Source organism: Jejuibacter sp. L23, from assembly GCF_050815825.1.
Lineage (GTDB): Bacteria > Pseudomonadota > Gammaproteobacteria > Enterobacterales > Enterobacteriaceae > Jejubacter > Jejubacter calystegiae.
The window spans coordinates 1,531,411-1,556,158 of sequence record NZ_CP138199.1 but is presented as its reverse complement, the minus strand read 5'-3'; the positions used below and the strand labels follow the sequence as shown (position 1 = coordinate 1,556,158).

Annotated in this window: 23 protein-coding genes; 4 read left to right on the top strand and 19 right to left on the bottom strand. The window is 57.6% G+C overall.

All coding sequences use genetic code 11. The features are described 5' to 3' along the window. Positions 1-7: 7 nt before the first annotated feature. The 7 genes from hpaH to SCU88_RS07030 form a co-directional block, all read right to left on the bottom strand. Positions 8-811 (bottom strand): 2-oxo-hept-4-ene-1,7-dioate hydratase, encoded by an 804-nt coding sequence (hpaH, locus tag SCU88_RS07060; protein WP_138096314.1) that lies wholly within the window; start codon positions 809-811, stop codon positions 8-10. Positions 812-814: 3 nt separating this feature from the next. Continuing rightward, positions 815-1,201, bottom strand: coding sequence for a 5-carboxymethyl-2-hydroxymuconate delta-isomerase (locus tag SCU88_RS07055; protein WP_175339608.1), 387 nt, complete (start codon positions 1,199-1,201; stop codon positions 815-817). 3 nt (positions 1,202-1,204) lie between these two features. After that, positions 1,205-2,095 carry a 3,4-dihydroxyphenylacetate 2,3-dioxygenase gene (gene hpaD, locus SCU88_RS07050; RefSeq protein ID WP_175339607.1) on the bottom strand — a complete coding sequence of 297 codons (891 nt, stop codon included), beginning with the start codon at positions 2,093-2,095 and terminating at the stop codon, positions 1,205-1,207. Positions 2,096-2,120: 25 nt separating this feature from the next. Further along, complete coding sequence (hpaE, locus tag SCU88_RS07045) at positions 2,121-3,575, bottom strand: 5-carboxymethyl-2-hydroxymuconate semialdehyde dehydrogenase (RefSeq protein ID WP_175339606.1); 1,455 nt, start codon at positions 3,573-3,575, stop codon at positions 2,121-2,123. Further along, a complete protein-coding gene (locus tag SCU88_RS07040) occupies positions 3,572-4,867 on the bottom strand; it encodes a fumarylacetoacetate hydrolase family protein (RefSeq protein WP_175339605.1) in 1,296 nt (431 codons plus the stop codon). Before SCU88_RS07040 ends, hpaE begins: the two co-directional genes overlap by 4 nt. A gap of 266 nt (positions 4,868-5,133) precedes the next feature. After that, positions 5,134-6,609, bottom strand: a complete 1,476-nt coding sequence (xylE, locus tag SCU88_RS07035) for a D-xylose transporter XylE (protein WP_431810107.1) — start codon at positions 6,607-6,609, stop codon at positions 5,134-5,136. A 293-nt stretch (positions 6,610-6,902) separates the two neighbouring features. Continuing rightward, complete coding sequence (locus SCU88_RS07030) at positions 6,903-7,460, bottom strand: DUF924 family protein (protein ID WP_175339603.1); 558 nt, start codon at positions 7,458-7,460, stop codon at positions 6,903-6,905. Positions 7,461-7,616: 156 nt separating this feature from the next. On the opposite strand from SCU88_RS07030, the gene SCU88_RS07025 reads away from it, so the two are divergent. Both SCU88_RS07025 and SCU88_RS07020 read left to right on the top strand, forming a co-directional pair. After that, positions 7,617-8,912, top strand: coding sequence for a tricarballylate/proton symporter TcuC (locus tag SCU88_RS07025; RefSeq protein ID WP_175339602.1), 1,296 nt, complete (start codon positions 7,617-7,619; stop codon positions 8,910-8,912). Positions 8,913-8,998: 86 nt separating this feature from the next. Continuing rightward, positions 8,999-9,691, top strand: a complete 693-nt coding sequence (locus SCU88_RS07020; RefSeq protein WP_175339959.1) for a substrate-binding domain-containing protein — start codon at positions 8,999-9,001, stop codon at positions 9,689-9,691. Here the strand turns inward: SCU88_RS07020 and SCU88_RS07015 are convergent. Then, positions 9,643-10,584: a LysR substrate-binding domain-containing protein gene (locus SCU88_RS07015; RefSeq protein ID WP_175339601.1), complete on the bottom strand. Its 942-nt coding sequence runs from the start codon at positions 10,582-10,584 to the stop codon at positions 9,643-9,645. The genes SCU88_RS07020 and SCU88_RS07015 overlap by 49 nt on opposite strands. A 172-nt stretch (positions 10,585-10,756) precedes the next feature. Between SCU88_RS07015 and SCU88_RS07010 the strand changes: the two genes are divergently transcribed. Further along, a complete protein-coding gene (locus SCU88_RS07010) occupies positions 10,757-11,176 on the top strand; it encodes a lysozyme inhibitor LprI family protein (protein WP_175339600.1) in 420 nt (139 codons plus the stop codon). Between the two features lie 10 nt (positions 11,177-11,186). Here SCU88_RS07010 and SCU88_RS07005 read toward each other — a convergent pair whose 3' ends face one another. From SCU88_RS07005 to SCU88_RS06985, 5 genes are all read right to left on the bottom strand, one after another. Next, positions 11,187-11,438, bottom strand: coding sequence for a hypothetical protein (locus SCU88_RS07005; protein WP_175339599.1), 252 nt, complete (start codon positions 11,436-11,438; stop codon positions 11,187-11,189). A gap of 125 nt (positions 11,439-11,563) precedes the next feature. Beyond that, complete coding sequence (locus SCU88_RS07000; protein WP_175339598.1) at positions 11,564-12,019, bottom strand: MarR family transcriptional regulator; 456 nt, start codon at positions 12,017-12,019, stop codon at positions 11,564-11,566. 10 nt (positions 12,020-12,029) lie between these two features. Beyond that, positions 12,030-13,328, bottom strand: a complete 1,299-nt coding sequence (locus SCU88_RS06995) for a c-type cytochrome (protein ID WP_175339597.1) — start codon at positions 13,326-13,328, stop codon at positions 12,030-12,032. Beyond that, positions 13,325-15,586, bottom strand: coding sequence for a molybdopterin cofactor-binding domain-containing protein (locus SCU88_RS06990; RefSeq protein ID WP_175339596.1), 2,262 nt, complete (start codon positions 15,584-15,586; stop codon positions 13,325-13,327). The genes SCU88_RS06995 and SCU88_RS06990 overlap by 4 nt, the downstream gene beginning before the upstream one ends. After that, positions 15,583-16,062, bottom strand: a complete 480-nt coding sequence (locus SCU88_RS06985) for a (2Fe-2S)-binding protein (RefSeq protein WP_138096300.1) — start codon at positions 16,060-16,062, stop codon at positions 15,583-15,585. Before SCU88_RS06985 ends, SCU88_RS06990 begins: the two co-directional genes overlap by 4 nt. 293 nt (positions 16,063-16,355) lie before the next feature. Between SCU88_RS06985 and SCU88_RS06980 the strand changes: the two genes are divergently transcribed. Further along, positions 16,356-17,345, top strand: coding sequence for an XdhC family protein (locus SCU88_RS06980; RefSeq protein WP_175339595.1), 990 nt, complete (start codon positions 16,356-16,358; stop codon positions 17,343-17,345). A 26-nt stretch (positions 17,346-17,371) separates the two neighbouring features. On the opposite strand, the gene SCU88_RS06975 is transcribed toward SCU88_RS06980, so the two are convergent. The 6 genes from SCU88_RS06975 to SCU88_RS06950 form a co-directional block, all read right to left on the bottom strand. Further along, positions 17,372-18,958 (bottom strand): HAMP domain-containing methyl-accepting chemotaxis protein, encoded by a 1,587-nt coding sequence (locus tag SCU88_RS06975; RefSeq protein WP_431810106.1) that lies wholly within the window; start codon positions 18,956-18,958, stop codon positions 17,372-17,374. 259 nt (positions 18,959-19,217) lie between these two features. Then, positions 19,218-20,057, bottom strand: a complete 840-nt coding sequence (locus SCU88_RS06970) for a DeoR family transcriptional regulator (RefSeq protein ID WP_175339593.1) — start codon at positions 20,055-20,057, stop codon at positions 19,218-19,220. Between the two features lie 65 nt (positions 20,058-20,122). Then, positions 20,123-21,076 (bottom strand): D-ribose ABC transporter substrate-binding protein, encoded by a 954-nt coding sequence (locus tag SCU88_RS06965; protein WP_138096296.1) that lies wholly within the window; start codon positions 21,074-21,076, stop codon positions 20,123-20,125. 39 nt (positions 21,077-21,115) lie between these two features. Further along, positions 21,116-22,177 (bottom strand): ABC transporter permease, encoded by a 1,062-nt coding sequence (locus SCU88_RS06960; protein ID WP_138096295.1) that lies wholly within the window; start codon positions 22,175-22,177, stop codon positions 21,116-21,118. A gap of 23 nt (positions 22,178-22,200) precedes the next feature. After that, entirely contained in the window at positions 22,201-23,739 is a 1,539-nt protein-coding gene (locus tag SCU88_RS06955; protein WP_175339958.1) for an ATP-binding cassette domain-containing protein, read from the bottom strand. Continuing rightward, on the bottom strand, positions 23,739-24,389 hold the full coding sequence (locus tag SCU88_RS06950; RefSeq protein ID WP_175339592.1) for a DUF2291 family protein: 651 nt from the start codon (positions 24,387-24,389) through the stop codon (positions 23,739-23,741). Before SCU88_RS06950 ends, SCU88_RS06955 begins: the two co-directional genes overlap by 1 nt. Between the last annotated feature and the right edge of the window lie 359 nt (positions 24,390-24,748).

The following is a 24,748-nucleotide window of genomic DNA, read 5'->3' as shown; positions in this document are numbered from 1 at the left end:
TGCCTCCTCAGACAAAGCGGCAGCTAATCGACCCCATATTCCCGTAATCCACCTGGAAGGTATCGCCCTTGCGGGCCGGAACCGGACGGGTAAAGGAGCCCCCCAGAATCACCTGCCCGGCCTCCAGTTGCACGTCATGGGGCGCCAGTTTATTGGCCAGCCACGCCACGCCATTGGCCGGGTGATTAAGCACCGCCGCCGCCACGCCGGACTCCTCGATCACGCCGTTGCGGTAGAGCAACGCCGAAATCCAGCGCAGATCCAGGGCATCGGGGCGAATGGGGCGGCCGCCGATCACCACCCCGGCATTGGCGGCGTTGTCGGAAATGGTATCGAACACCTTACGCGGACGACCGCTTTGCGGGTCGACGTTATGGCAGCGGGCATCGATAATCTCCAGCGCCGGAATGATGTAATCGGTGGCGTTATAAACATCGAACAGCGTGCAGTTCGGGCCGCGCAGCGGTTTCGCCAGAATAAAAGCCAGCTCCACTTCCACACGCGGCACGATAAAGCGCCCGAAAGGGATATCGCTACCGTCGTCAAAGAACATATCGTCCAGCAGCGCGCCGTAGTCCGGCTCGTCAATCTGCGAACTGGCCTGCATCGCCTTCGAGGTCAGACCAATTTTATGGCCTTTAAGCACCCGTCCTTCGGCGATTTTGTTCTGCACCCAGCGGCGCTGAACCGCATAGGCGTCTTCAATGGTCATCTCCGGATGGCGCAGCGATAGCTGGCGAATCTGCTCGCGCCCCTTTTCCGCCTGGTTTAATTCATCCGCCAGTTGCGCGACGGTTTGGTCATTCAGCATGCATCACTCCTTGCGAAACAGCGCATGGACGTTGTTCTGTTTAAAATTGAGCTGCGGATGGAGCTCTTCCACCGCCAGCGATAGCGCCAGATAGCGCCGCGCCATCAGGTCAGCGAAATGTTCACGAATGCAGGCGAACAGTTGCTCCATCACCGGCATAAGCTGCTGCTGACTGCGGCCGTGACCAATTTTCAGGGTCATATGGACAAAGGCGTAATCGTGAGCGCCGTCCGCCATCAGCCAGGTATCCACCCAGTGGGCGCGGCTGCGAATGCCGCCCAACGGAAAGAGGCCGCTTTCCGCCAGTAGACGGTTAACCTGCTGAAACAACCCCGGAAGATCCGCCTCTGTGCGAATATTTTCGCTGCATTCGGTAATAAAGTGCGGCATCGGTTATCCCTCCGCCCAAACGGGTTCAGGCTCTGACTGCGGGCATCCTTCCAGCGGGAACACGGCGTTCACCTGACCGGTGCCGGAGCTGGGGAACAGTTCGGTGATGAACTCCACGTGACCGGTGTAGCGATCCCAGCCCAGCAGCCCCATCAGCATCACGGTGTCGTGCATATTGCCTTCGCCATAGCAGTAGTCAGCGTACTCCGGCAGCATGCGGCAGAATTCGGCGAATTTACCTTCACGCCACAGCTTGACCACCCGCTTATCCATCTGCTCGTCGAATTCGCGGGTCCAGGCGTTCATCCCCTCTTCGGCACGCTGGTCGTCGATAAAGCGGTGCGAGAGAGAGCCGCTGGCCAGCACCGCCACGGTCCCGTCATATTTTTCAATAGCGCGGCGAACCGACTGTCCCAGACGGCGGCTGTCGGCAAAGTCATGAACGGTGCAGAATGCGGAGACAGAGACCACCTTAAAGTGGCGATCGCTGTTCATATAGCGCACCGGCACCAGAGTGCCGTACTCCAGGGTCAGGGATTCGATAGCGTGCGCTCTGGCGCGAACGCCCATCTCTACCGCCTCGTCAGCAATAAGCTGCCCCAGCGCCGGGTTGCCATCGCATTCATACTCCATATCGCGAATGAAGTGCGGCAGCTCGTGGCTGGTGTAAGTCCCCTTAAAGTGGCTGCCGCAGTTGATGTGATAGGCGCTGTTCACCAGCCAGTGGGTGTCGAAAATAATCAGGGTATCGACCCCCAGTTCGCGGCAGCGGCGACTGATCTCATGATGCCCGTCGATGGCCTGCTGGCGACAGCCGTGATGTTTGCCGGGCAGCTCAGAGAGATACATAGAGGGAACATGCGTTACCTTGGCTGCCAGCGCTAACTTACCCATAACTCACTCCTTTTGAGGATGAGGCTTATACGCCCCACTTCGGAATCGGATGGTCGCCAAACGAGATACAGACGTTTTTCTGCTCGGCAAAAACCTCGAAGCTGTATTCGCCCCCTTCCCGGCCGGTGCCCGATGCCTTAACGCCGCCAAACGGCTGGCGCAGATCGCGCACATTCTGGGTATTGACGAACACCATGCCTGCCTCAATGCCGCGCGACAGGCGCATCACCTTACTGACGTCCTGGGTCCAGATATAAGATGCCAGCCCGTACTCCACGTCGTTGGCGAGCCGCAGCCCTTCCGCCTCGTCCTTAAAGGGCAACAGGCAGGCTACCGGCCCGAAGATCTCCTCCTGCGCCACCCGCATCCGGTTATCGACATCCGCCAGCACCGTCGGGCGCAGAAAGTTACCGTGCTCCAGCCCCTGGGGTTTATCCGGACCGCCCGCCAGTAACCTTGCTCCCTCTTCAATCCCCAGACGGATATAGCCGGAAACCTTTTCCCAGTGTTGCGGGCTAATCAGCGCCCCCACCTGGGTATCGGGATCGGTAGGATTGCCCACCCGCAGTCGGTTAGCGCGCTCGGCAAAACGTTTCACGAATTCCGGATAGATGCTTTCCTGAATAAAGATGCGCGACCCGGCGGTACAGCGCTCGCCGTTCAGCGAGAAAATGGTAAACAGCGAAGCGTCCAGCGCCCGCTCGATATCGGCATCTTCAAACACCAGCACCGGCGACTTACCGCCCAGCTCCATAGAGAACTTCTTCAACCCGGCGTTCTTCACAATGTTGCGACCGGTTACAGTACCGCCGGTAAAAGAGACGGCGCGCACATCCTGGTGACGCACCAGGGCATCGCCAGCGCTGGCGCCGTAACCCTGCACCACATTCAGCACCCCGGCGGGGATCCCGGCTTCCAGCGCCAGTTCCCCCAGCCGGTCGGCGGTCAGCGGCGACAGTTCGGACATTTTCAGTACCGCGGTATTGCCCAGCGCAAGGCAAGGAGCGGTCTTCCAGGTGGCGGTCATAAAGGGAACGTTCCACGGCGACACCAGCGCGCACACACCCACCGGTTGCAGCAGGGTGTAGTTGAGCATCCGGTCATCCACCGGGTAGCTGCGGCCGTTCATCTGCTGACACACCTCGGCAAAGAATTCGAAGTTGTGCGAAGCCCGGGGAATCAGCACGTTTTTGGTCTGATGAATCGGCAGGCCGGTGTCGGCGGTTTCCATTTCGGCAATCTGCGGCACGTTATGGTCAATCAGTTCCCCCAGGCGGCGCATCAGGCGCGCCCTCTCTTTCATCGGGGTATTGGCCCACTTAGGAAAAGCGCGCTTTGCCGCCTCTACCGCCTGATTAACGGCCTGTTCGTCACCGGAGGCGACCTCCGCCAGCACCTCACCGTTGGCCGGATTTACCGTGGTGAAATAGTCGTTTTCCGCCACGTTTTTTCCGTCGATCCAGTGGTTAATCTTTTTCATTTCAGGCTCTCCTCAAACTGTTGCTCGCTGACGATCCGGTTGGTCAGGCGCCCCACGCCTTCGATCTCCACCACCACTTCATCGCCGGGCCGAACGTCGGCCAGCCCTTTCGGCGTGCCGGTGGCAATCATGTCGCCGGACTGTAGAGTCATAAACTGGCTGAGCCAGGAGACCAGGAAAGGCACATCGAACACCATGTCTCGGGTGGTGCCGCTCTGGCGCAGTTCGCCGTTGATAAAGGTCTTCAGGGTCAGACTCTGGGCGTCCGGCACCTGGTCGCGGGGCACCACGTTCGGGTGTAGCGGGGTCAGGGTGTCGCGGCTTTTTACCCGCAGATTGGGGCGATAGTAGTTTTCCAGATAGTCACGTACCGCATAGTCGTTACACAGGGTGTAACCGGCAACGTAATCCAGCGCCTGTTCGCGGGAAACATTGCGCGCCGTTTTGCCAATCACCACCACCAGTTCCGCTTCGTAATGCATGTAGTCGACATTGTCCGGACGCACGCTAACGGCGTTATCTCCGGTCAGGGTATTCGCGGCCTTGATAAACACCAGCGGCGATTCCGGCGCTTTAAAGTCAAGCTCGCTGGCATGGTCGGCGTAATTCAGTCCAAGGGCGAAAAAGGTGGGATGCCCCTGTTCCTGAGGCTGCGGCTGCGGCTGCGGCGTCTGTTCTGCGACGAAGCGGTTGACCAGCGCCGGCAGCCCGGTGGCCCGCACGACCACTTCGTCACCGGCTTCAACGGCGATACGCTGCTGGGGAGTGCCCATCAGAATGATATCGCCGGGCATCAGGGTGGCGAAGTCGCTGAGTGCCGCGACCAGTTGTTCTGCGCCACGCTGTAGCTCCGTTGTGGACCAGCGCTGGCGCTCTTCGCCATTCACTTCGGTGACAATCTCCAGCCCGTGGCTGTCGCTAAGCGGCGCCATCTCCCCTGTCGGGCAGAAACCATCCCGGCACTTCGCCTGGATGGCCGGACGATAGAAGCTCTCTTCGGCCAGGCTCAATTCGTTAGCTAACACAAAACCGGCAATATGCTGTGCGGCCTGAGCCTCAGTAACCCGGCGCGCTTTTTCCCCAATCACCAGCCCCACCGTAGCGCCGCTGAAGGTCTTTTCCCCCTCTGGCAGCGCAATGGTCTGATGGCTGGTACGCCAGGTGTTACGCGGCTTGATAAACCAGACCGGTGTTTTGGGCGGCGCCTGGTAGGGAGACTGGTGAAAGGCGGCGTTCCAGGCCTGAATCTGGCTCTGGTGGTTAAGCGCAACGGCAAAGATGGTTCTCTTCATGGCTCTCCCCTGAGATGTATTAATCATTAATATATTAATGAATGAGTAATAGATCGGTTTGCGGTCAGGAATCAAACGATTGTTATAGAAATGTGATCAAGGCAGCAGATTGGAAATCAGCGGAAGAAAGCGCATCTTTCAGCCAGAATAGATATAGCCTCGCACGCCGTAAGGCGGGAAACAAACGGAAACGACAGTTCATTAATATAAAAACAAAAAGCCGGCCACTTACGTGGCCGGCTTTCATTATGCAATGATGAGCGCTATCAGGTACGTGCGGTTTTCACCTCCGCCGCCTGCGTGTTTCCCCACAGCTCCTCCAGCTCTTCCAGAGAACGGCCGCGGGTTTCCGGTACAAACTTCCACATAAACAGCGCCGCCAGTATACCCATACAGCCGTAAATCCAGTACGAGAAGCCGTTATTGAAGTGCGACACCAGCCAGGAGTTCTTATCCATCATCGGGAAAGTCCAGGAGACGAAGTAGTTCGCCAGCCACTGGGCCGCCACCGCAATCGCCATCGCTTTGCCGCGAATCGCGTTGGGGAAGATTTCCGCCAGCAGCACCCAGCACACCGGGCCCCAGGACATGGCAAAGGCCGCCACGTAGAACAGCATTGCCAGCAGCGCCACCATGCCAGACCAGTGGGCATAGAACGCCGTGCCAAGGGCGAACATCCCTATCGCCATGCCCAGCGCGCCGATAATCTGCAGCGGCTTACGGCCAAACTTATCGACGGTCATAATCGCCAGCACGGTGAAGCTCAGGTTGATGACCCCAACGATAATGGTCTGCAACAGCGCCACGTCGGTACTGGCCCCCAGGGTTTTAAAGACTTCCGGCGCGTAGTAGAGCACGACGTTAATTCCCACAAACTGCTGGAACACCGACAGCATGATGCCGATGATAATCACGCCGCTGCCAAACATCAGCAGGCGGCCGCCGGTCCGTTTGCCGACCTCCAGAGAATGGCTTATCTCCTGCATCGCCACTGCGGCACGCGCCTGCCCCATAATCCGGGTCAGTACGCCCTGCGCCTGCTCGCTCTGACCGCGGGCCATCAACCAGCGCGGGCTTTCCGGTACGGTATACAGCAACCCGAAGAACAGTAGCGCCGGAATCGCCTCGGAAGCGAACATATAGCGCCAGCCGTCGGAATGCAGCCAGCTGGCATCACCGGAGCGGGCAATAACATAGTTGACGCAGTAGACCAGCAACTGGCCCAGAATAATGGCGAACTGGTTAAAGGAGACCAGCTTACCGCGAATATTGGCGGGCGCCACTTCAGCGATATACATGGGGGAAAGCATAGAAGCCAGCCCGACACCAATACCGCCGATAATACGATAAATAACAAAGTGAGGGACGTAACCAGAGAGATAATAAGGAATGCCGCCTTCTGGATTAATCTCGGAGAAGCCCATTTCCGGCCAGGCCGATCCTACTGCGGAAATAAAAAACAACAGCGCTGCAATTTTCAACGAATTACGGCGACCGAAGCGGTTACTTAAATAACCGCCCATCGCTCCGCCAATAATACAGCCAATCAGCGCGCTGGCCACGCAGAATCCCAACAGGGAGTTCGCGGCCCCTTCACTCAGCCCCTGTGGTTCAACAAACACCTTATTGAGTGACTCGACGGTGCCTGAAATCACCGCGGTATCATAACCAAAAAGCAGCCCCCCCAACGTGGCCACCAGGGTGATTGTAAACACATAGGAGGAAGAATTTTGCGTGGTCATCTTTACCTGCCCTTGTTCCCGAATATTATACCGACCGGCCCCGTTACGGGAGCTCATCTGCCGGCCCAGTAGAGTCCAATGGAATAGCCTCTACGCGGCCACTATCATCAGATGACCGTCTGGGGGGAACAATTGCTATTTTTGACAACCCGATTATGAATTATATTTTTTTTGATGCTTTTCAAACTTTATTAACATCTAACGATAAAAAACCATTAATGTGATTATTTTCACAATTACTCATTCTGGCGCCGGAAAAACCAAAAATCATAATTGCTTTAAAACGAAAATATTCAGCCTGATGGCCGCTTCATAAAGGCAAAGGCTTCACGCGCCATAAAGTCCAGTTCCCCGGGGGTGGAGTCCCGGCCCAGCACCGAATTACGGTGCGGGTAGCGGCCAAACTGCGCAATCAAAAAGTGGTGCTGACGCGCCGTGCGTAGCGTCTGCTCATTGCCAGGTATATCGAATAACCGCAGCGCCTGTGTCTGAATCACGGCCGATTCCGCATGCATAAACGGCATCAGAATAAAGTTGCGCCGCACACGCCCCAGCGCGCCAAAGTCCGGCTGGCGCAGCGCCTCCTGAGCCAGCACCAGTGCCATGCCATCCTGGGTAAAAGCCCGCGCGTCACGGCGCCACAGGTTACGGGAAAACTGGTCCAGCACCAGAATCTCCGCCAGCCGACCACTGATATTCTCCCGCCATCCGGCCAGTTCACCGCGCGTCGCGGCCTGCCAGACGTCAAAAAAACGCGTACGAATTCGGGAATCGGTACGGTTTGACTGGCGAAACCACTGGCCGGGTTTCAGCTCGCTAAACCAGAAATGCAGAATCTCGCGATAGTCCATGCCTTCCTCCAGCCCTTATCTAAGCACAGCGGCTTCCTGAGTATGATGCGTCACACGCATAAATCATTGCCCAAAATGCACTTATAAACGACGGTTTTTTGCGCCAGTCTCTTCGTTACAAAAATAAATACAGTCTAATAACAAATGGAGAACATCATGACCCCTGACCAGCCCCGTACCCTCCGGGCAAAGGCTGGCGCGATCCTGCGCGTCACCTCCGGCAATTTTCTTGAGCAATTCGACTTCTTCCTGTTTGGCTTTTATGCCACCTACATCGCCCACGCCTTTTTCCCGGCCGAAAGCGAATTCGCCTCGCTGATGATGACCTTCGCCGCCTTCGGCGCAGGGTTTCTGATGCGCCCGCTGGGCGCCGTTATCCTGGGGGGCTGGATCGACAAGGTGGGACGCCGTCGGGGACTTATTCTCACATTATCGATTATGGCCAGCGGCACCTTTCTGATTGTACTGGTGCCTGGTTATGAAACCATCGGACTGTGGGCGCCGGTACTGGTACTGATCGGCCGCCTGTTGCAGGGATTCTCGGCCGGAGCCGAACTGGGGGGCGTTTCTGTCTATCTGTCAGAGATAGCCACCCCAGGCCGCAAAGGCTTCTATACCAGTTGGCAGTCCGGCAGCCAGCAGGTGGCCATCATGGTGGCCGCCGGACTCGGTTTTGCCCTAAGCGAGTTTCTGGATGAAAGCGCCCTGCACAGCTGGGGCTGGCGTATCCCCTTCCTGGTGGGCTGCCTGATCGTTCCTTTTATCTTTATGCTGCGCCGCCGCCTGGAAGAGACCGAAGCCTTTAACCAGCGCCGCCATCACCCCTCGCTGCGCCAGATCTTCCAGACCCTGGTCAGCCACTGGAGCACCGTACTGGCCGGTATGATGATGGTGGCGATGACCACCACCGCTTTCTACCTGATCACCGTGTACGCTCCGACCTTTGGTAAGCGGGTACTGCACCTGAGCGCCTCAGACAGTCTGCTGGTCACCCTGCTGGTCGCCATCTCTAACTTTATCTGGCTGCCCATTGGCGGCGCGCTGTCGGACCGTTTCGGCCGCCGTCCGCTACTGATTGCCATGACCCTGCTGGCGATGCTGACCGCCTGGCCCGCCCTGTCGCTGCTGGCCGGTGCGCCCGGATTCGGCATGATGCTGGGGGTACTGCTGTGGCTCTCCTGCCTTTACGGCCTGTATAACGGCGCCATGATTCCGGCGCTGACCGAAATTATGCCGGTCGAGGTGCGGGTATCCGGCTTTTCGCTGGCCTACAGTCTGGCGACGGCGGTGTTCGGCGGCTTTACCCCGGCCATCTCTACGGCGCTGATTCAGTTTACCGGCGATAAAGCCGCTCCAGGCTACTGGGTGAGCTTTGCCGCCCTGTGTGCGCTGTGCGCCACGCTGTGGATTTATCATCGCAGCGCCCCACGCCTGCAACCTGCCACTAAATAAGGAGAGTGAAGGTGCGTATCGTAAAATTATGCTGTCTGATTGTGCTGCTGGCCGCAGGCCAGGTCAGCGCAGCACCGTTAACCGTGATGATCTCTGGCGGCTTCAGCGCCGCCCTGGATAAGCTGGCACCGGAATATAGTGACAGCCACGGAGATACCCTGAAAATCGTACATGGCCCGTCAATGGGACGTTCGCCCCAGGCTATCCCCAACCGGCTGGCGCGCGGTGAAAAGGCCGATGTGGTGATTATGGTGGGTTACGCGCTGGACGGCCTGATCAAGCAGGGAAAAATCATGCCCGGCACCCGAACGGAACTGGCGGATTCACGAATTGGCGCCGTAGTCCGCGCCGGTGATACAAAGCCCGATATCGCAAGCGTTGAGGCCCTGCGTCAGACGCTGCTGAACGCTAAATCGGTGGCCTGGTCCGACAGCGCCAGCGGCCGCTACGTGCAGGATACGCTGCTGAACCAGTTAGGCGTTAAGCAGGCGCTGAGCCAGAGGGGGCAGATGGTGGAACGCGTGCCGGTCGCCTCTCAGGTTGCCAGCGGCAAGTATCAGATAGGCTTCCAGCAGGTCAGTGAACTGCTGCCGGTGAAAGGCGTCACCTTTATCGGCAAGATTCCTGAATCAGTTCAGAAGGTGACCCGCTTCGCCGGTGCCGTGCCAGCCAACGCCGAACACGCAGACGAAGCCAAAGCGCTGCTGCGCTATCTTGCCTCTAAAGAGGTTCAGTCGCAGGTACGCTCCACCGGTCTGGATTCAGTTCCCGCCACCTGAGACCCTTTCATTTCAATCACCAGTGCTTCCAGCGCCGCGGCCAACGGAGTCAGCATCCGGCCGCGGCGTTTAATAATCCCCACCTGACGCACCACTTCCGGCTCCACCAACGGCACGCTGGTCAGAATCGGGTGAGCGCCGCCGGGTAGCGCCATGACCGGTACTGCCGCAATCCCCAGTCCGGCCTCGACCATACCGAGCATGGTGGTGACATGGCGGGTTTCACAGACGCTGGGGCGCGACGGCGTAGCATGCGCCAGCGCCTGATCCAACAGCAATCGGTTCCCCGACACTTTATCGAGCGAGATGTAGTCCCAGGCGTAGAAATCCGCCCAACTGACGCTGCGATGGCTGGCCAGCGGGTGGTCGCGGCGGCAGGCCGCCACATAGCGCTCCTGCACCAGCCACTCAAATTCAATATCGGGATCCAGACTACCGGAAAAGCTCAGCCCAAAATCGGCCTGACCATCCAGCACCGCCTGGCAGACGGTGCCAGCGCTGGTGTCCATCAGCCGGATATGCACTCCGGGATAGCGCTGTTTAAAGGTGGCAATCACCGTTGGCATAAAGTAGTAAGCGGCAGAAGGGACGCAGGCTACGGTCAGCCGCCCGTGGCGACCTGGCGCGTTATCGCTAACGCCAATCAGGGCGTCATCCAGTTCATTCAACAGTCGCTCCACCCTTGGTGCAAAGGTACGCCCCGGCGTGGTCAGCCGTACCCGGCGGGTGGTGCGCTCAAACAGCCGCACCCCAAGGGCGCTTTCCAGTTTATCGATACGGCGGCTCAGGGCCGACTGGGAGATAAACACCGCTTCCGCCGCCGCCCGGAAGCTGCCGTGCTCCACCAGCGCCCGGAAAGCCTGTAGATCGTTTAAATCAAAATTAATAGACATAGGTTGCTGCTACTGGTCAGTCGTTATACCCGTATAATACCGTTTTTAATTTACATTTCTTTAAACATACTGACGGAGAATTTGCAACCAAATAACAACATCACGCCCTGGCCGGACTTGACGCTATCGTCCGCGAAGACTGTAATAGGTTTTTTATACCGGAATAATAACAATGCGTAGTTTTATATTTCAGTTTTTCACTCTTTTCGCCCTCGCTCTGCCCGCGTTTGCCGCCATGCCTGGCAGCCGCGACACCACTAACCCGGAGTTTATGGCGCGCCCCTACAGCCAGACTTACCGCGACTGCATGGCACGCAGCGTCAGCACCCTGGATATGGTGGACTGCATGGAAAGCGAACGTGAACGCTGGGATCAGCGGCTGAATAAAGTCTGGGAAGAGATGTTCTCTTCGGTCATGAGCCCGCAGCAATGGCGCGACGCCCAGCGTAAATGGCTGGCTTTCCGTGACAGTCAATGCCTGGCCGTCACCGGCAAAGGAAGCGGCGGCGCCACAGACAGCGCTGGCTGCATGATGAATATGACGATTGAACGTACGCTACAGCTGGAAGACGCCAACTGGCCACTGAGCTGACACCGGTTGGCTAAAGCCACTTTTCTGGCAGCGCTTTCTGCTGGCGCCGCCAGGCCACCCGCCGCACGGAATAGCGAATAGCCAGCCAGATCAACACTGGCAGGGCATGTAAAACCGACCAGATGAGCAGCGCGGAAAAGATACGGATAGGGGAAGGTCCGCTCGCGCTCTCCTCGCCCAACTGGAAAGCCTGATAACACCAGAAAAACAGACCACCGACCAACCACAGCCAGGGCACAGACTGAACGCCAGGTTTCATCATTTTCTCCTTTCCATTTACGGGGCCACTCCCTGTGGCTACGACATCAAACGCTCCGTTTCACAGCCTCTGATCTAGCATAGTCAAAAACGCTGCCGGTGCGTTATTTCCGCCATAAATGGAAAAGATTAGGACGCCAGCATTTTGCGCAGCAGATAATCCAGCGCCACCCGCTCCGCCGGATTTAACTCCCCGTAAGCCAGTTCGGTGATCCCCCTGGCAGCGGGAATTACCTGATCCAGAAGCTCCGCGCCCGCGGACGTCAGCATCACAATCACCTTGCGCCCGTCTTCGGGATCCGGCCCCAGCTCAACCAGCCCCCGCGCCTTCAGGCGGGCGACTATCCCCCGAATCGTCGCCTGATCGACAGCGGTATAATCCACCAAATCGCGCTGGGCGCTGGGACCGCGATCGCGCAGTGCGCAAAGGGTGGTAAACTGCACCGCGGTCAGTTGCGGGTCGCCAATGTGATTCTGGAAAATAGCCACATAGCGCTGGTGGACCCTGCGCAGCAAATGCCCCACCTGACGAGTAAAGTCATATCCGTCGTCTTCCCTTTGCGATTTATCCTGCATCGTACTCATACTCCCGTGATTAATGGCGCTCCGCCCGGATTGCCTGTACCCGCTGCTCCAGGTTCGGCCACGCCGGCTGGCCCGCTACCTGCTGACGAATGAAGTTTAACAGGGCCGCAACCTGGCTATCATTCATATTGTGACGAAATCCCGGCATGGTGCCCAGCCCGTCGCTGGCCGGTTCGGTCACGCCATCAAGCACCGCGCGAATCGCGTTATCTGGCGTCGCCAGGTGAAACTGGGTCGCCTGCTGCAAAGAGGGCCGCACGCCGTGCATATCGGCACCGAGCGACTGGGCGTGGCAGGCCATACAGGCACCGCTATACAACCGCGCACCTTCGCTGTCCGTGGACCGCAGCGTAGCGCTCTCTATCGCCTTAACCGGCAGCAGCGGGCGATCGGTCCGATCCTTCTGCAATCCGGCGATATAAGTCGCTATCGCCCGCAAATCGCTCTCCGCCAGCGCCGAGGTGCCCTCTTTGATAACGGGCGCCATCGGGCCTGCCGTAGCGCCGTGACGCTGCGAGTAACCGGTTTTCAGGAACTGATAGAGATCCTCTTCCTGCCAGCGATGCGGCGCCGGGCTTTGGGCATTCAGGGCCGGAGCCACCCAGCCGTCAACCTCCCCGCCCCCCAGATGAGACTCGCCGCCCTTTTCGGCGAATAACAGATTGCGGGGCGAGTGGCAGGCGCTACAGTGGCCCAGTCCTTCCACCAGATAGCGTCCCCGCTCCCAGCGAGCCGGATCCAGACCTTCCGGCACCCGGGCGACCGGCAGTGGCCCCTTATCCAAAAACAGTTGATTCCACAGCCAGATCCCGCGCCGAATATTGAAAGGGAAACCAAGGTCAGTTTCCGGCGCCGCTTCATGCACTGCCGGGCGGGTCATCAGCCAGGCGTAGAGCGCCTTCAGATCTCCATCGCTAACGTGGGTATAGGCGGTATAGGGAAACGCCGGGTAGAGGTGGTTGCCTTCCCGGTCAATGCCTTCACGCATCGCCCGACGGAAGGCTTCGAACGACCAGCCACCAATGCCATATTGCGGATCGGGGGTGATATTGGTGCTATAGATAGCGCCCATCGGCGAGTTCAGCGCCAGACCGCCAGCGTCGCGTTTTCCACCAGGGCGAGTATGGCAAACGGCGCAGTCCCCCGCCTGATACAACTGCTGCCCGCGGGCTATCTCGTCATGGCTAAAGTGTCCGGCCTGCGGGGGCGATACGGGATCGATGGTGGAATGGGAAGTCAGAGCCATCCCCACAACGACGGCGATAACGGCCACTCCTGCCACACCGGCGCTCCATTTTTTGAGATTCATTGTGCTTTCTCCCTGTGATTATGCAGCGCCGCCAGCACCTGCTTCGGCGTAAAGGGCACCTCCGTCAGCCGGATACCGGCCGCATCGAATATGGCATTGGCGATGGCCGCCGCGCTGGGCACCGACGCTGACTCTCCGGCCCCCATCGGCGGCTGGTCCGGATTTTCAATCAGCAAAACGTCCACCTCGGGAAGTTCATCGAAACGCAGGATGGGGTAACCGCCCCAGTCGGCAGAGGTCACAGCGCCGCTGTTAAAGGAGACAAACTCCTTAAGCGCCCGGCTGGTGGACTGAATCACGTTGCCGTGTACCTGATGCCGTACCCCGGCCGGGTTAACCATCATGCCGCAGTCGTGGGCCACAAAAACCCTATCGACCGTCACCTGGCCAGTTTGCGTATCAACGCTGACATCGCAGATCCAGCTAGCCCAGGCGGCGCCGAATCCCGGAAACTTACTGTGAAAATAGCGTGCATAAGCGAATCCCCTGCCCTTCAGGATCCGCTGGTCGCGCGGGCGCTGCTGGTACGCCGCCCCCTCCTGCCAGTCGGCCCGTTTCTTTAATGCCGCAACCATGGCGATAGCCCGGGGATCTTTCAGGTAGCGCAGACGATAAGCGATGGGATCAACCCCCGCCATCCAGGCCACCTCATCAATCCAGGATTCATGGGCAAAAACGTTAGGCAACGCCGATACACCGCGCAGCCAGGAAGAACGCACCACCGGGGCCGCATCCTCGCAGACCACGTCCATCTTCGGATACTGATACTGGGGAATCGCGGTGCGATCCCCCATTTGCAGAACCACCGGCTGATTGTTCACCGCGCCGGTCAGCAAGAGCGCCAGGGTCGTCGAACCGTTGGAGGGATAGCAGGTTTGCATGCGGTAAACGTTCACCTCGTGGTTCTGCGTCAGCCCCCCTTGCAGGCGAATCAGTTGCCCGGTGCCCTTAGGCTCCCAGCCCATTTCCTGTTCGCGCATTAACTGTACGCGTACCGGTTTCCCCACCGCACGCGCCAGCAACGCCGCATCGGCAGTCACGTCGTCGGCGCAGTTACGTCCGTAGCAGCCAGAGGCTTCATGGCGATGAATCACAATCTGCGGCTCATCCATCTTCATCAGCGTCGCCAGCTCTTTACGCAGATCGTGCGGCGCCTGGCTGCCCGACCAGAGCTCCAGGTGCTGCGGGTCAGTAAAGTGAGCCACAGCGCAGGAAGGACCGATGGAGGCGTGCGCGTGAAACGGCCAGACATAATCCCGACTCAGCCGGACCGGCGACTGATTCCAGGCGTCGTCCGCGCCTTCATCCTTACGCAACTGGCGCGGAGTTTTTGGCAGGTCGGAGAGGGTCTGATGCAACCCTTTACGCGACAGATCCGGCAGCCCTGACCAGGGTTTCCATTCCACCTTAAGGGCATACATGGCGGCGATAGCCTGCTCCTCTCTTTGCGCCACGATGCCAATAAAGTCGCCGATCACCACCAGCTTCACGATACCTTTAATGTGGGCGATGGAGTCTTTATCCACCGACACCAGCGAATGGCCCAGGGGCGCGCTACTGTCTGCCCCCACATAAGGCGGCCTGACCACCCGGCCATGCAGCATGCCCGGTAACCGTATGTCGTGCACAAAAGCCGTGCCCCCGCTGACTTTAGCCGGAATATCAACCCGGGGTACGGGCTGGCCGATATAGCGACGCTCCCGGGTCAGGGGAATATCGCTATCCAGCGGCAGCACCAGCGACTGGCCCTGAACAATTTCGCCATAGCCAATGCTTTCGCCCGCCTTTCCAGCGGGATACAGCCTGCCGTCTTTTACCTCCATGTTCTGTACCGATACACCGAAGCGTTCGGCCCCCAACCGTATCAGCAGCATCCGTAGTTGAGCCGCCGCCTGACGCAGCGGAATAGCAGCGACCTGAATGGTGGCGCTGGCGATAGTCGGCCCCTGATCGGGCGTTTTATCGGTATCTCCCAGCACCATAGTGACGCTGTCAAACGCCACCGCCAGCTCGTCCGCCACCAGCTGCGCCAGTGCGGTACGGATGCCGGTTCCCAGGTCGACATGACCGCTAAAAGCGGTAACGCTGCCGTCCGGAGCAATCGCGATAAAGCTACTGAGCCTGTCGAGGGGTTTATCAAAGGCGCCATCGCTTTCTTGTGACGCGGCGGCCAGCAGGGGGGCCGGAATCGCGGAGCAGACCATCAGGATGCCCCCCATCTTCAGCATCTGCCTGCGGGTCATACCCATCTGGTTCATAGCGCACCTCCTTCCTGAGCGATAATGGCTTTCGCCCGTTCGGCGGCCTGGAGGATCTCCATATGAGTACCGCAACGGCACAGATTGAAAGCCAGCGCGCTTTTAATCTCGGCGCGGGTCGCATTCGGTTTTTCTCTGAACAGCCCGACCAGCGTCATGATCATGCCATTGGTGCAATAACCGCACTGCGCGGCCTGTTCATCAATAAACGCCTGCTGTACCGGATGCAGATGCGTTTCATCCGGCGCCAGCCCTTCCAGCGTCGTCACCGCCCGCCCTTCAAGGGTCGAGACCGGAAGCTGGCAGGCCCGGGCGGGTTTGCCATCCACCAGCACGGTGCAGGCGCCGCACTCGCCCAGCCCGCAGCCAAACTTTGCGCCGTTCAGCGCCAGATCGTTGCGCAACACATAGAGAAGCGGCGTTGAAAGTTCAACGTCATCAAGAAGATAGTATTTATTGTTTACCTGAAGTTTCATCCTGCTCACCTTGCCCGTCTTCCGTTTACATAACATACAATTAAAAGTGATGACGCTGTAAATTTCATATCGGACGGATTGGCCACCCGATAATAAACCCCACTCCATCGCCATGTTTTAGTTAATTTAGTGTTGCAGATAATACAAAATTGTTATTAATATTTTTAACTAAAAGTGTGTACACTTCTTTTTTGTTCAAAAAACCGCAAATGTGAGTTTTCGCCGCGACCCGATGCCGGAAACAGGCGTAGCATGGGGATCACTGGTCTGGAAGACTCCCGGATAACGACACCATGACGCAACCCATCGATATCGACATACTGAATAGCGCTATCCGCTGGCTGAAACAGGGCCAGCCCGTCTGGCTTTGTACAGTCATCGCCACCTGGGGTTCGGCGCCGCGCTCCCCGGGCGCCATGATGGCGGTGAATGAAAATGGTGAATATACCGGTTCACTGTCCGGCGGCTGCATTGAACAAAGCTTTCTGGCAGGACTAAACGACCCGCGCATGAAGCGCCCTTCTCAGCTCATTCGCTATGGCCAGGGCGGGCAGGAGCCCGACGTCGCCTTACCCTGCAATGGCAGCCTTAGCGTACTGGTGGAATACCTTCCGCCGGACAACCAGAGCCTTCAGGACTGTCAGCGCCTGCTGCTAACCCTGAGCGGCCAGGAAAACTATATTAAGCGCCTGATTCCCGGCGAGCGGGCCTGGCTTGTGCCTGCCAGTGGAGACGAAGCGGCGGGTGTGACCCAACATGAAAACGGCGCGCTCAGCCTCAGCCTACGCCCCCCGCTACAGCTGATCGTCTGCGGACTGTCGCCGGTGGCTTGCTACTGTATTGATTTCGCCCGGGCGGTGGGGATGGCGATTACGGTATGTGAACACCGGGAAGATATGCGCCAAAGCTTTGCGTCACGCTACCCCGATGCCGAACAGCAGAACATTGAATTGTGCCAGGAGTTTCCGGCCGCGTGGCTGGAACGCCATCCGCCGGGCCCGAACAGCGCCCTGCTCTCGCTGACCCACGATCCGCGTATTGACGATCTGGCGATGATGGAGGCAGTACAGGGGGAGAGTTTCTATATCGGCGTGATGGGCTCAGCGCGCAACAGCCAGCATCGGATGGCGCGACTGCGTGATACCGGTGGGCTGAGCGATGCGCAAATCGCCCGCATCCGAGCCCCGGTAGGACTGGATATTGGCAGTAAAACCCCGGCGGAAATCGCCATCGCCATCGTGGCCGATATTATTGCCAGCCGGAATAGCAAAACCCCCCGATAAACGGGGGGTTTTACCTGATATCGCGATTAATGCAGGTTCTTGCGTTCTCCGGCCAGCCGAAACTGCGTCATGGACTCCACCAGCTCCAGAGCTTTATCTTTCAGGTTATTCGACGTCGCGGCAATCTCTTCCACCATCACCGCATTCTGCTGGGTGGCCGCATCCATTTGGGTTACAGCCACGCCAATCTGATGCACCCCCGCCGACTGCTCCTGGCTGGCGGTACTGATTTTATCTATCATCACCGTCACATTCTGTACCTCTTCAATCAGCTGCTGCATCATCATTTCTGCCTTCAGGACCAGCTCAGTGCCTTTTTTAACCCATAGCACATTGCTATCGATAAGGTTTCTGATCTGCTGTGACGCATCGGCAGAACTCTGAGCCAGGCTGCGAACCTCTCCTGCCACCACGGCAAAGCCACGGCCATATTCTCCGGCACGCGCGGCTTCAACAGCGGCATTCAGCGACAGCAGATTGGTTTGAGAAGCAATGTTATCGATCAGGGCCGTAATATTAGCGATCTGACGTGAACTAGAATCAAGATCGTTCATCGTACCTGTCACCTCCTGCATAATTTCCCCACCATTCTGGGCTACCGATACCGCAATATGCGCAGCTTTTACCGCCTGGCTCGCGCTTTGGGCATTTAACTGCACCGTGGCCGATAACTCCTCCATCGCCGCCGCCGTTTGTCCCAGAGCGCCCACCTGCTCCTGGACGCGATCGGAGCAGTGATTATTGCCTTCGGCAATCTGCGTGGAAGCCACAGCAACGGCATGAGCCCCCTGATTCACTTTCCCGACGATACCTTCCAGATTGTCCTGCATAGCTTTCAGTCGGGCAATCAAACTGTCATCACTGATATTTTCCGGTAATCTGACCGGCACCGACAGATCGCCTTTAGCCACCCGCTGCGCCACCTCAACGGCCTGAGAAGGCTCAACGCCCAGGACCCGCAGAATACTACGCGAGATAATAAAGCTAAGGGTAACGCCAGCGAGCAAAGCAAAAAAAATTAAAGAGATAATAATATTTTTATTGCGCGCGAGGGTAGTCTGGCCATCCTCATACTCCATTCTTGTTTCTTCCAGCTGTAAATTCATCAGCTGGTCAAAGATCTTCATTAGAGGATCTATCGCAGGATAGAGTTCACGAGAGATAAATAAAGCGAGTCCTTCCTCGTCTTTCTCTGTCAGTATCTGTTGAAGACGCAGAATAGCGTTCTGGGCCCGGTTGTCCACCGAGTCAAGCTGAGTGACCAGTAGCTTCTCTTTTTCGGTCAGATAGCCTGAGATAAAGGCTCCCCAGTGTTCAGCAATCTCTTGCTTTGCCTCCTCAAGTACCTTTAGCCCCTGCTCCGGGGCCAACATTTTGTTCCTGACCTTATGGGCAGTATCAACGACATGAACCGCCCAGGCGTCTGACGTTAACTTTATTCGCTGTAGTGGTACGACACGCTCCTGATAAACGGCATCCAGACGTACCTGACTGCGCATGGCTCCCTGTAACCCGATGCCGCCAATAATAATGGCACACAAGCACAAAATCATCGATAACAAAACAATCTTCGTCGATATTTTGACTGGATCTTTCCTATTTTTAACTTCCATGCATGACTCCCTGCATTTTTCCTGGCGAGTTAATACAGCAATATTCCATTCCTTTAATGACAGAATCATTCATATTCCACAAGTTTATCTAAATATAATTATGTAAAAGAAGTTCAATCAAAAGTAATTATGTTGATTGATGTTCATTTTCCGTCGCAAATAACGGTGCTATAGCCAGTAAGCGGAAAATAATGAGTAGATAAAGACGAAAATAAAGGTGATAAACGGGGATTAACGCCCCGTATTTGGGGAATAAAAACTAACGCAGCGGCGCCACTTCGACCTTAACGCCCTCTTCCTGCATACGGCGCAGAGCCGGAATGGCGATGCCCTGGTTCACGATAACCGCATCAAACTCCGTCAACCGGGCGAAGCTGTACAGCGCCCGTCGCTCAAATTTGGTGTGATCGGCCAGCAGGATCCGGCGCTCAGCCGCATCGAACATCGCGCGCTTGGTCTCTACCGTCTCTGCCGACTGATGGAAAACCTGACCATCCATAATCGCCGACATACTGACGAAAAAACAGTCCGCCCGCAGTCCAGCGATGGCGCTACGGGTCATTTGGCCCATATAGGCATTGCACCAGTTATGGTACTGCCCCCCCAACCCCAGCAGCGTAATATCCCGGGCGTCTTTCAGTGAGTTCATCAGAGTCAGCGAGTTGGTGATAACCGTCAGGGGCGCTTTCGCCGGCAGGTAACGCGCCAGTTGAAGTACCGTCGTGGAATCGTCCAGAAACAGCGACTGGCCGGGCTCTATCCAGGCCGCCGCGTGACTTGCGATAGCCTGCTTTTCGGCCTGCTGACGGGTCGCGCGATAAAGATCGCTGGACTCCACCAGGCTTGTGGGCGCAGCCGACACCACGCCGCGGGTCTTGTGCAGTAACCCCCGCTCCACCAGATCGTCAATATCGCGATGAGCGGTCATCAGGCTAATGCCAAAGCGCCCGGTCAAATCTTCAATTCGCACCGCCCCCTCTGTCATCACGGCTTCAACGATAAGCTGACGCCGGGCCAGTTGCCGGGCCTGACGGCTGTCGCCCGGTAACCGTTCCGACATAAAACGTTCCAGAGAGTTATCCTGCACGGGTTGGGTCATTATCTTATCCGTAAAGACGCCCCGCCAGCATCATGACTGGCGGGGCGGATAGTCATTAAACGTAATTACTCCGACATTACAAAGGCCGACGTATACTTATCGACATTCTCTTTGGTGATGAGCACGCAGTCAAAGAGTTGTTTCTCACGATCGACGCCGGTCTTTCCGGTTTTCAGAAAGTTATCCGCCTGCTCGATGGCTTTTTTGGTGAACACCGCCACCGGCTGCATCACCGTGTAGGCCAGGGTTCCCTCTTTGACCGCCTCAACGGCGTCCGGCGTGCCGTCAAAGCCGCCTACCACCACGTTTTTCAGCTTACCGGCCTCTTTCAGGGCGGCAATCGCCCCCAGCGCCATCTCATCATTGCCGCTGATCACCCCTTTAATATCGGGATTGGCCTGGAGCAGCGACTGCATTTTGTTATAGCCCTGGGTACGGTCCCAGTTCGCCACTTCCTGACCCGCTTTTTTCAGATCCGGGTACTGAGAAAGCACCGTTTCGAAGCCGTTAGCGCGAGTGGCGGCGTTGTTATCGGAAGGGGCTCCGAACAGTTCGACATATTTGCCGGAATCCCCCGCCGCTTTCACCCACTGCATGGCGCCCAACGCGGCCCCCTGGGCGTTATTGGACACCAGTTGCGCCTTCGCCAGGCCGCTCTGGTTCAGCTCGGCATTAATGATAAACACCGGCACCCCGGCGGCGACCGCCTTCTTCACCGATCCCACCGAGCCATCGGCGTTGGCGGGATCCAGAATAATGGCTTTTGATTTATTGGTGATCGCCGTATCAATCAGGCGGCTCTCGGCATTGGTATCGCCCTTATGGGCACCGACGGTGGCGCTATAGCCCAGCTTCTGGGCCGTCTCTTTCGCCACCTGACCTTCGGTGTACCAGTAAGGGTTTGAGGGATCGTTAACGATAATGGTCATCAACCCCTTTTCCGCCGCCTGGGTGACGGGGGTAAAAGCGGTCGCCATCGCGGTCGCCGCGATCAATAACAGGCGTTTGCAGTTCAGCATGAGCGGGTTCTCCATCTGTAGGGTTCTTTTGTTATTTAATTACTTACTGCGTCGGCCGTACTGCAGAGTGTTGAGCAACACCGCCAGTACGATCACCGCGCCGGTAAATACGGTCTGCCAGTAGGCGGAAACGCCGATAATGACCAGCCCGTCCGACAGAAAGCCGATAACCAGCGCCCCCAGCAGCGTACCGCGCACGTTGCCGCGCCCGCCGGTCAGGGCCGCACCGCCAATGACCACGGCGGCAATAGCCGTCAGCTCATAGGTGGTTCCGGCGGTGGGCCCCGCGGAGGTTAACTGAGAAGAGAGCACCAACCCGGCCAGCGCCGCACAGATACCGGAAAGCACATATACCGTCACCTTAACCCGCTTTACCGGCACGCCGGAAAGATCGGCGGCCCGTTCGTTGCCGCCAGAGGCATAGAGCCAGCGGCCAAAGGCGGTGCGCGACAGCAGAAAACCACAGGCCAGCGCCACGGCAATCAGTACCAGCACGCCGACAGGAATATTGAACAGCCGGTTGAAGCCCAGCCAGTCGAAACCGGTATTACCCAGTTCCGGGCTGCCGGAAAGCTTGTTATAGGTCAGGCCGTTGGTCATCAGCAGCGCCACGCCTCGCGCCACATACAGGGTGCCCAGAGTCGCGACGAAGGCAGGCACCCGAAAGATGGCGATCAGCACTCCGTTCACCAGCCCCACCAGCGCGCCCATCGCCAGAGTCAGGATCGCCACGGCCCACACCGGCAGGTAGAGCACCACCCCCAGCGCTTCCAGATTGACGCCCTGCATCAGAAAGCCGGCAAACACCCCGGCCAGCCCAAGGGTCGAGCCCACCGATAGATCGATGCCGCCGTTCAAAATCACCAGCAACATGCCGATGGCAGGCAGCCCGAAGATCGCCACGTGGGAGGCCATGGTTAAAAAGTTGGCGCCGGTAAAATAGTTGGGCGACAGGAAAGAGAAGGTGGCGATAATCACCAGCAGCGCAAAGAAGGCGCGCCCTTCCAGCAGAAGATGAGAAAGGCTGAACCGCCGCTGGCCGCTGTCGCGCTTCACCGCCGGGGGCCTGGTTGCGGCCAGGACTTGTGTTCTGTCATTCATGATTTCGGCTCCGTTATCGGGGTTCAGGCGGCCACGGACTCACCGGAGGCGGCCATAATGCGTTCTTTAGAAACAGAGGAGTCAAAGACGGCGCTGATGCGCCCTTTACTCATCACGATGATCCGGTGCGCCACGCTCAGGCATTCGCCCACTTCCGAGGTGGAATAGACTACCGCCAGCCCCTTACGGGCATTTTCCGCCAGCAGACGAAACACCTCGGCCTTGGCGCCGATATCAATGCCGCGGCTCGGCTCGTCCAGCAGAATCACCTGCGGCCGGGTTGCCAGGATTTTGCCAATCACCACCTTCTGCTGATTCCCGCCGGAAAGTGACCCAATGGCCGCGCTGCCGCTGGCGGTCTTCACCGTGACGTTACGAATAGAGTCATCCACCAGCAGCTTTTCGCGGCGCGGCGACAGAACCAGGCTGCGGATAAATTCACTGATGCTGGCCAGCGACAGGTTCTCGCCCACCGACATGGTCTGTACCAGACCATCGCGCTGGCGGTCTTCCGGCACCAGCGCCAGCCCGCTTTCGATACGCCGGGCGATGCTGAAATCCGAGACATCTTCGCCCAATAGCTGCACGCGACCGTGACCGGCCCGCAGTTTTCCGGCAATGCACTCCATCAGCTCGGTACGACCGGCGCCCATCAGGCCGTAGATACAGACGATCTCCCCGGCCCGCACTTCCAGCGAAAGATCGTCCACCGCCATATGCCCGCCGGGGCCGGGAACGCTGAGCGACTCCACGCTTAGCGCCACCTCACCGAAGGGGTAGCCTTCCGGCGGCGCCCCCAGGTCGAAGTGCTCCCCCACCATATGGCGCACAATCCACTGCAGGTCGATTTCATTGCGGTTAGCGGAAGCGGTCATCTCACCATCGCGTAGCACTACCGCCCGATCGGTAATTTCGAGCGCCTCTTCCAGATGGTGAGAGATATAGACAATCGCCACGCCGCGGCTGGTGAGATCGTGGATTATCTTAAACAACACCTCGACTTCGGCGGCGCTAAGCGCCGAGGTGGGTTCATCCATAATCAGGATCCGGGCATTCACCGACAGCGCCCGGGCGATCTCCACAATCTGCTGCTGACCCAGGCGCAGATCTTCCACTGGCGTCAGAGGGTCAATCTCCTCTTCCAGCTCCGCCATCAACTGACGGGTCAGGCGCTCCTCTTCGGCAAAATCGACCCCGGTGGGCCCCATAATCTCCCGGCCGACAAAGATGTTGTCGCGCACGTTCATATTGGGCGCCAGGTTTAGCTCCTGATGAATAATCGAGATCCCCTGCTCCCGAGCCTGAGTGCTGGATGAAAAGGTCACCGGCTGGCCATCCAGCAGAATTTCACCGGAACTGGGAGTGATCACGCCAGAAAGCACTTTCATCAGCGTCGATTTACCGGCGCCGTTTTCACCGAACAGCGTGGTGACCTGGCCGCGACGAATATCGAAGTTGACTCCCTTCAGGGCGTGGGTCGAACCGTAAATTTTGCTGATATCCCGGGCTGCCAGTACCACATCGTCCCGGAAGTTATCGGATGACGTTAAGGTTGCCTGCATCATTGGATCTCCATCCTTACCGGCGTCACCAGCCAGCTATCGGGATTGAGCAGCCGGAAAACGCCGGTCACTTTGACGGTTTTTCCGCTCAGCGTTTCGCCATCCACCTTATCCAGCACCGCCTGTTTCATGGCCTGATTAAGAGCCGATCCGGCGTTTTGATACTCGATCTGGTTCTTAAAGTCGCCGAACTGGATTTCCCCGGTGGCATCGCGCAGATCGGTGCCGGACACTACCGGCCCGGTCTGAAGCCGAAGCTGGAACGAAGCGGGCATATCGTTCACCTGCACGGAATAAATTCCTTTCTTACCTTCGCCCACCACGCCGCTAAAAGTCACCGGAAAGACCGCCATCGGCGTACCGACGCCGTACTTTTCGGTCGCCTGCTGGCTGTCAGCTTTTAAGGCGCTGAACAACATTTTCGCGTTAACCGCCCGCTGCTCTACGCTGTGCTGAATTTTAGGGAAGGTTTCGGCGCCATATTTTTCAGGCGAAAAACCCTGTTCCTGAACATCTTCCGCCGACCCGTGCTTCACCACTTTGGTATCCAGCGCAATGCCGACCAACACAAGCACTGCGGCAACGCAGGCAATCATCGTTCCCTTATGGCGCCGGATACCGGATGGCGTAAATGCAGATGCATGACTCATGTTATCGACCTCACTTTCGTCGCAAACCGCGCTCCTGCGAATGGCGCATGATTCTTATCTGAACCACGTCGGATGTTATAAGTGTGATAATACATGTGATGAAAATGTTAGAAATATAATAGTCTGTCAACGCAGATGGCAGACTTTTTTCCCGGAGAGCGATCTGGATCTAACTCTGAGGATCTGGCGTGATTTTCATCACTTTCTGGCGCGACGCTTAATGTAACCAACATCAAAAAACAGATACAATAACCAATAAAAAACAATTAAAATCAATTAATTAAAAAACAAAACCGCCATTCGCTCAACGCTATTTCCGGATCCCAACCCTGCTGCTCACCTCGCTTTTTCCGTTGACT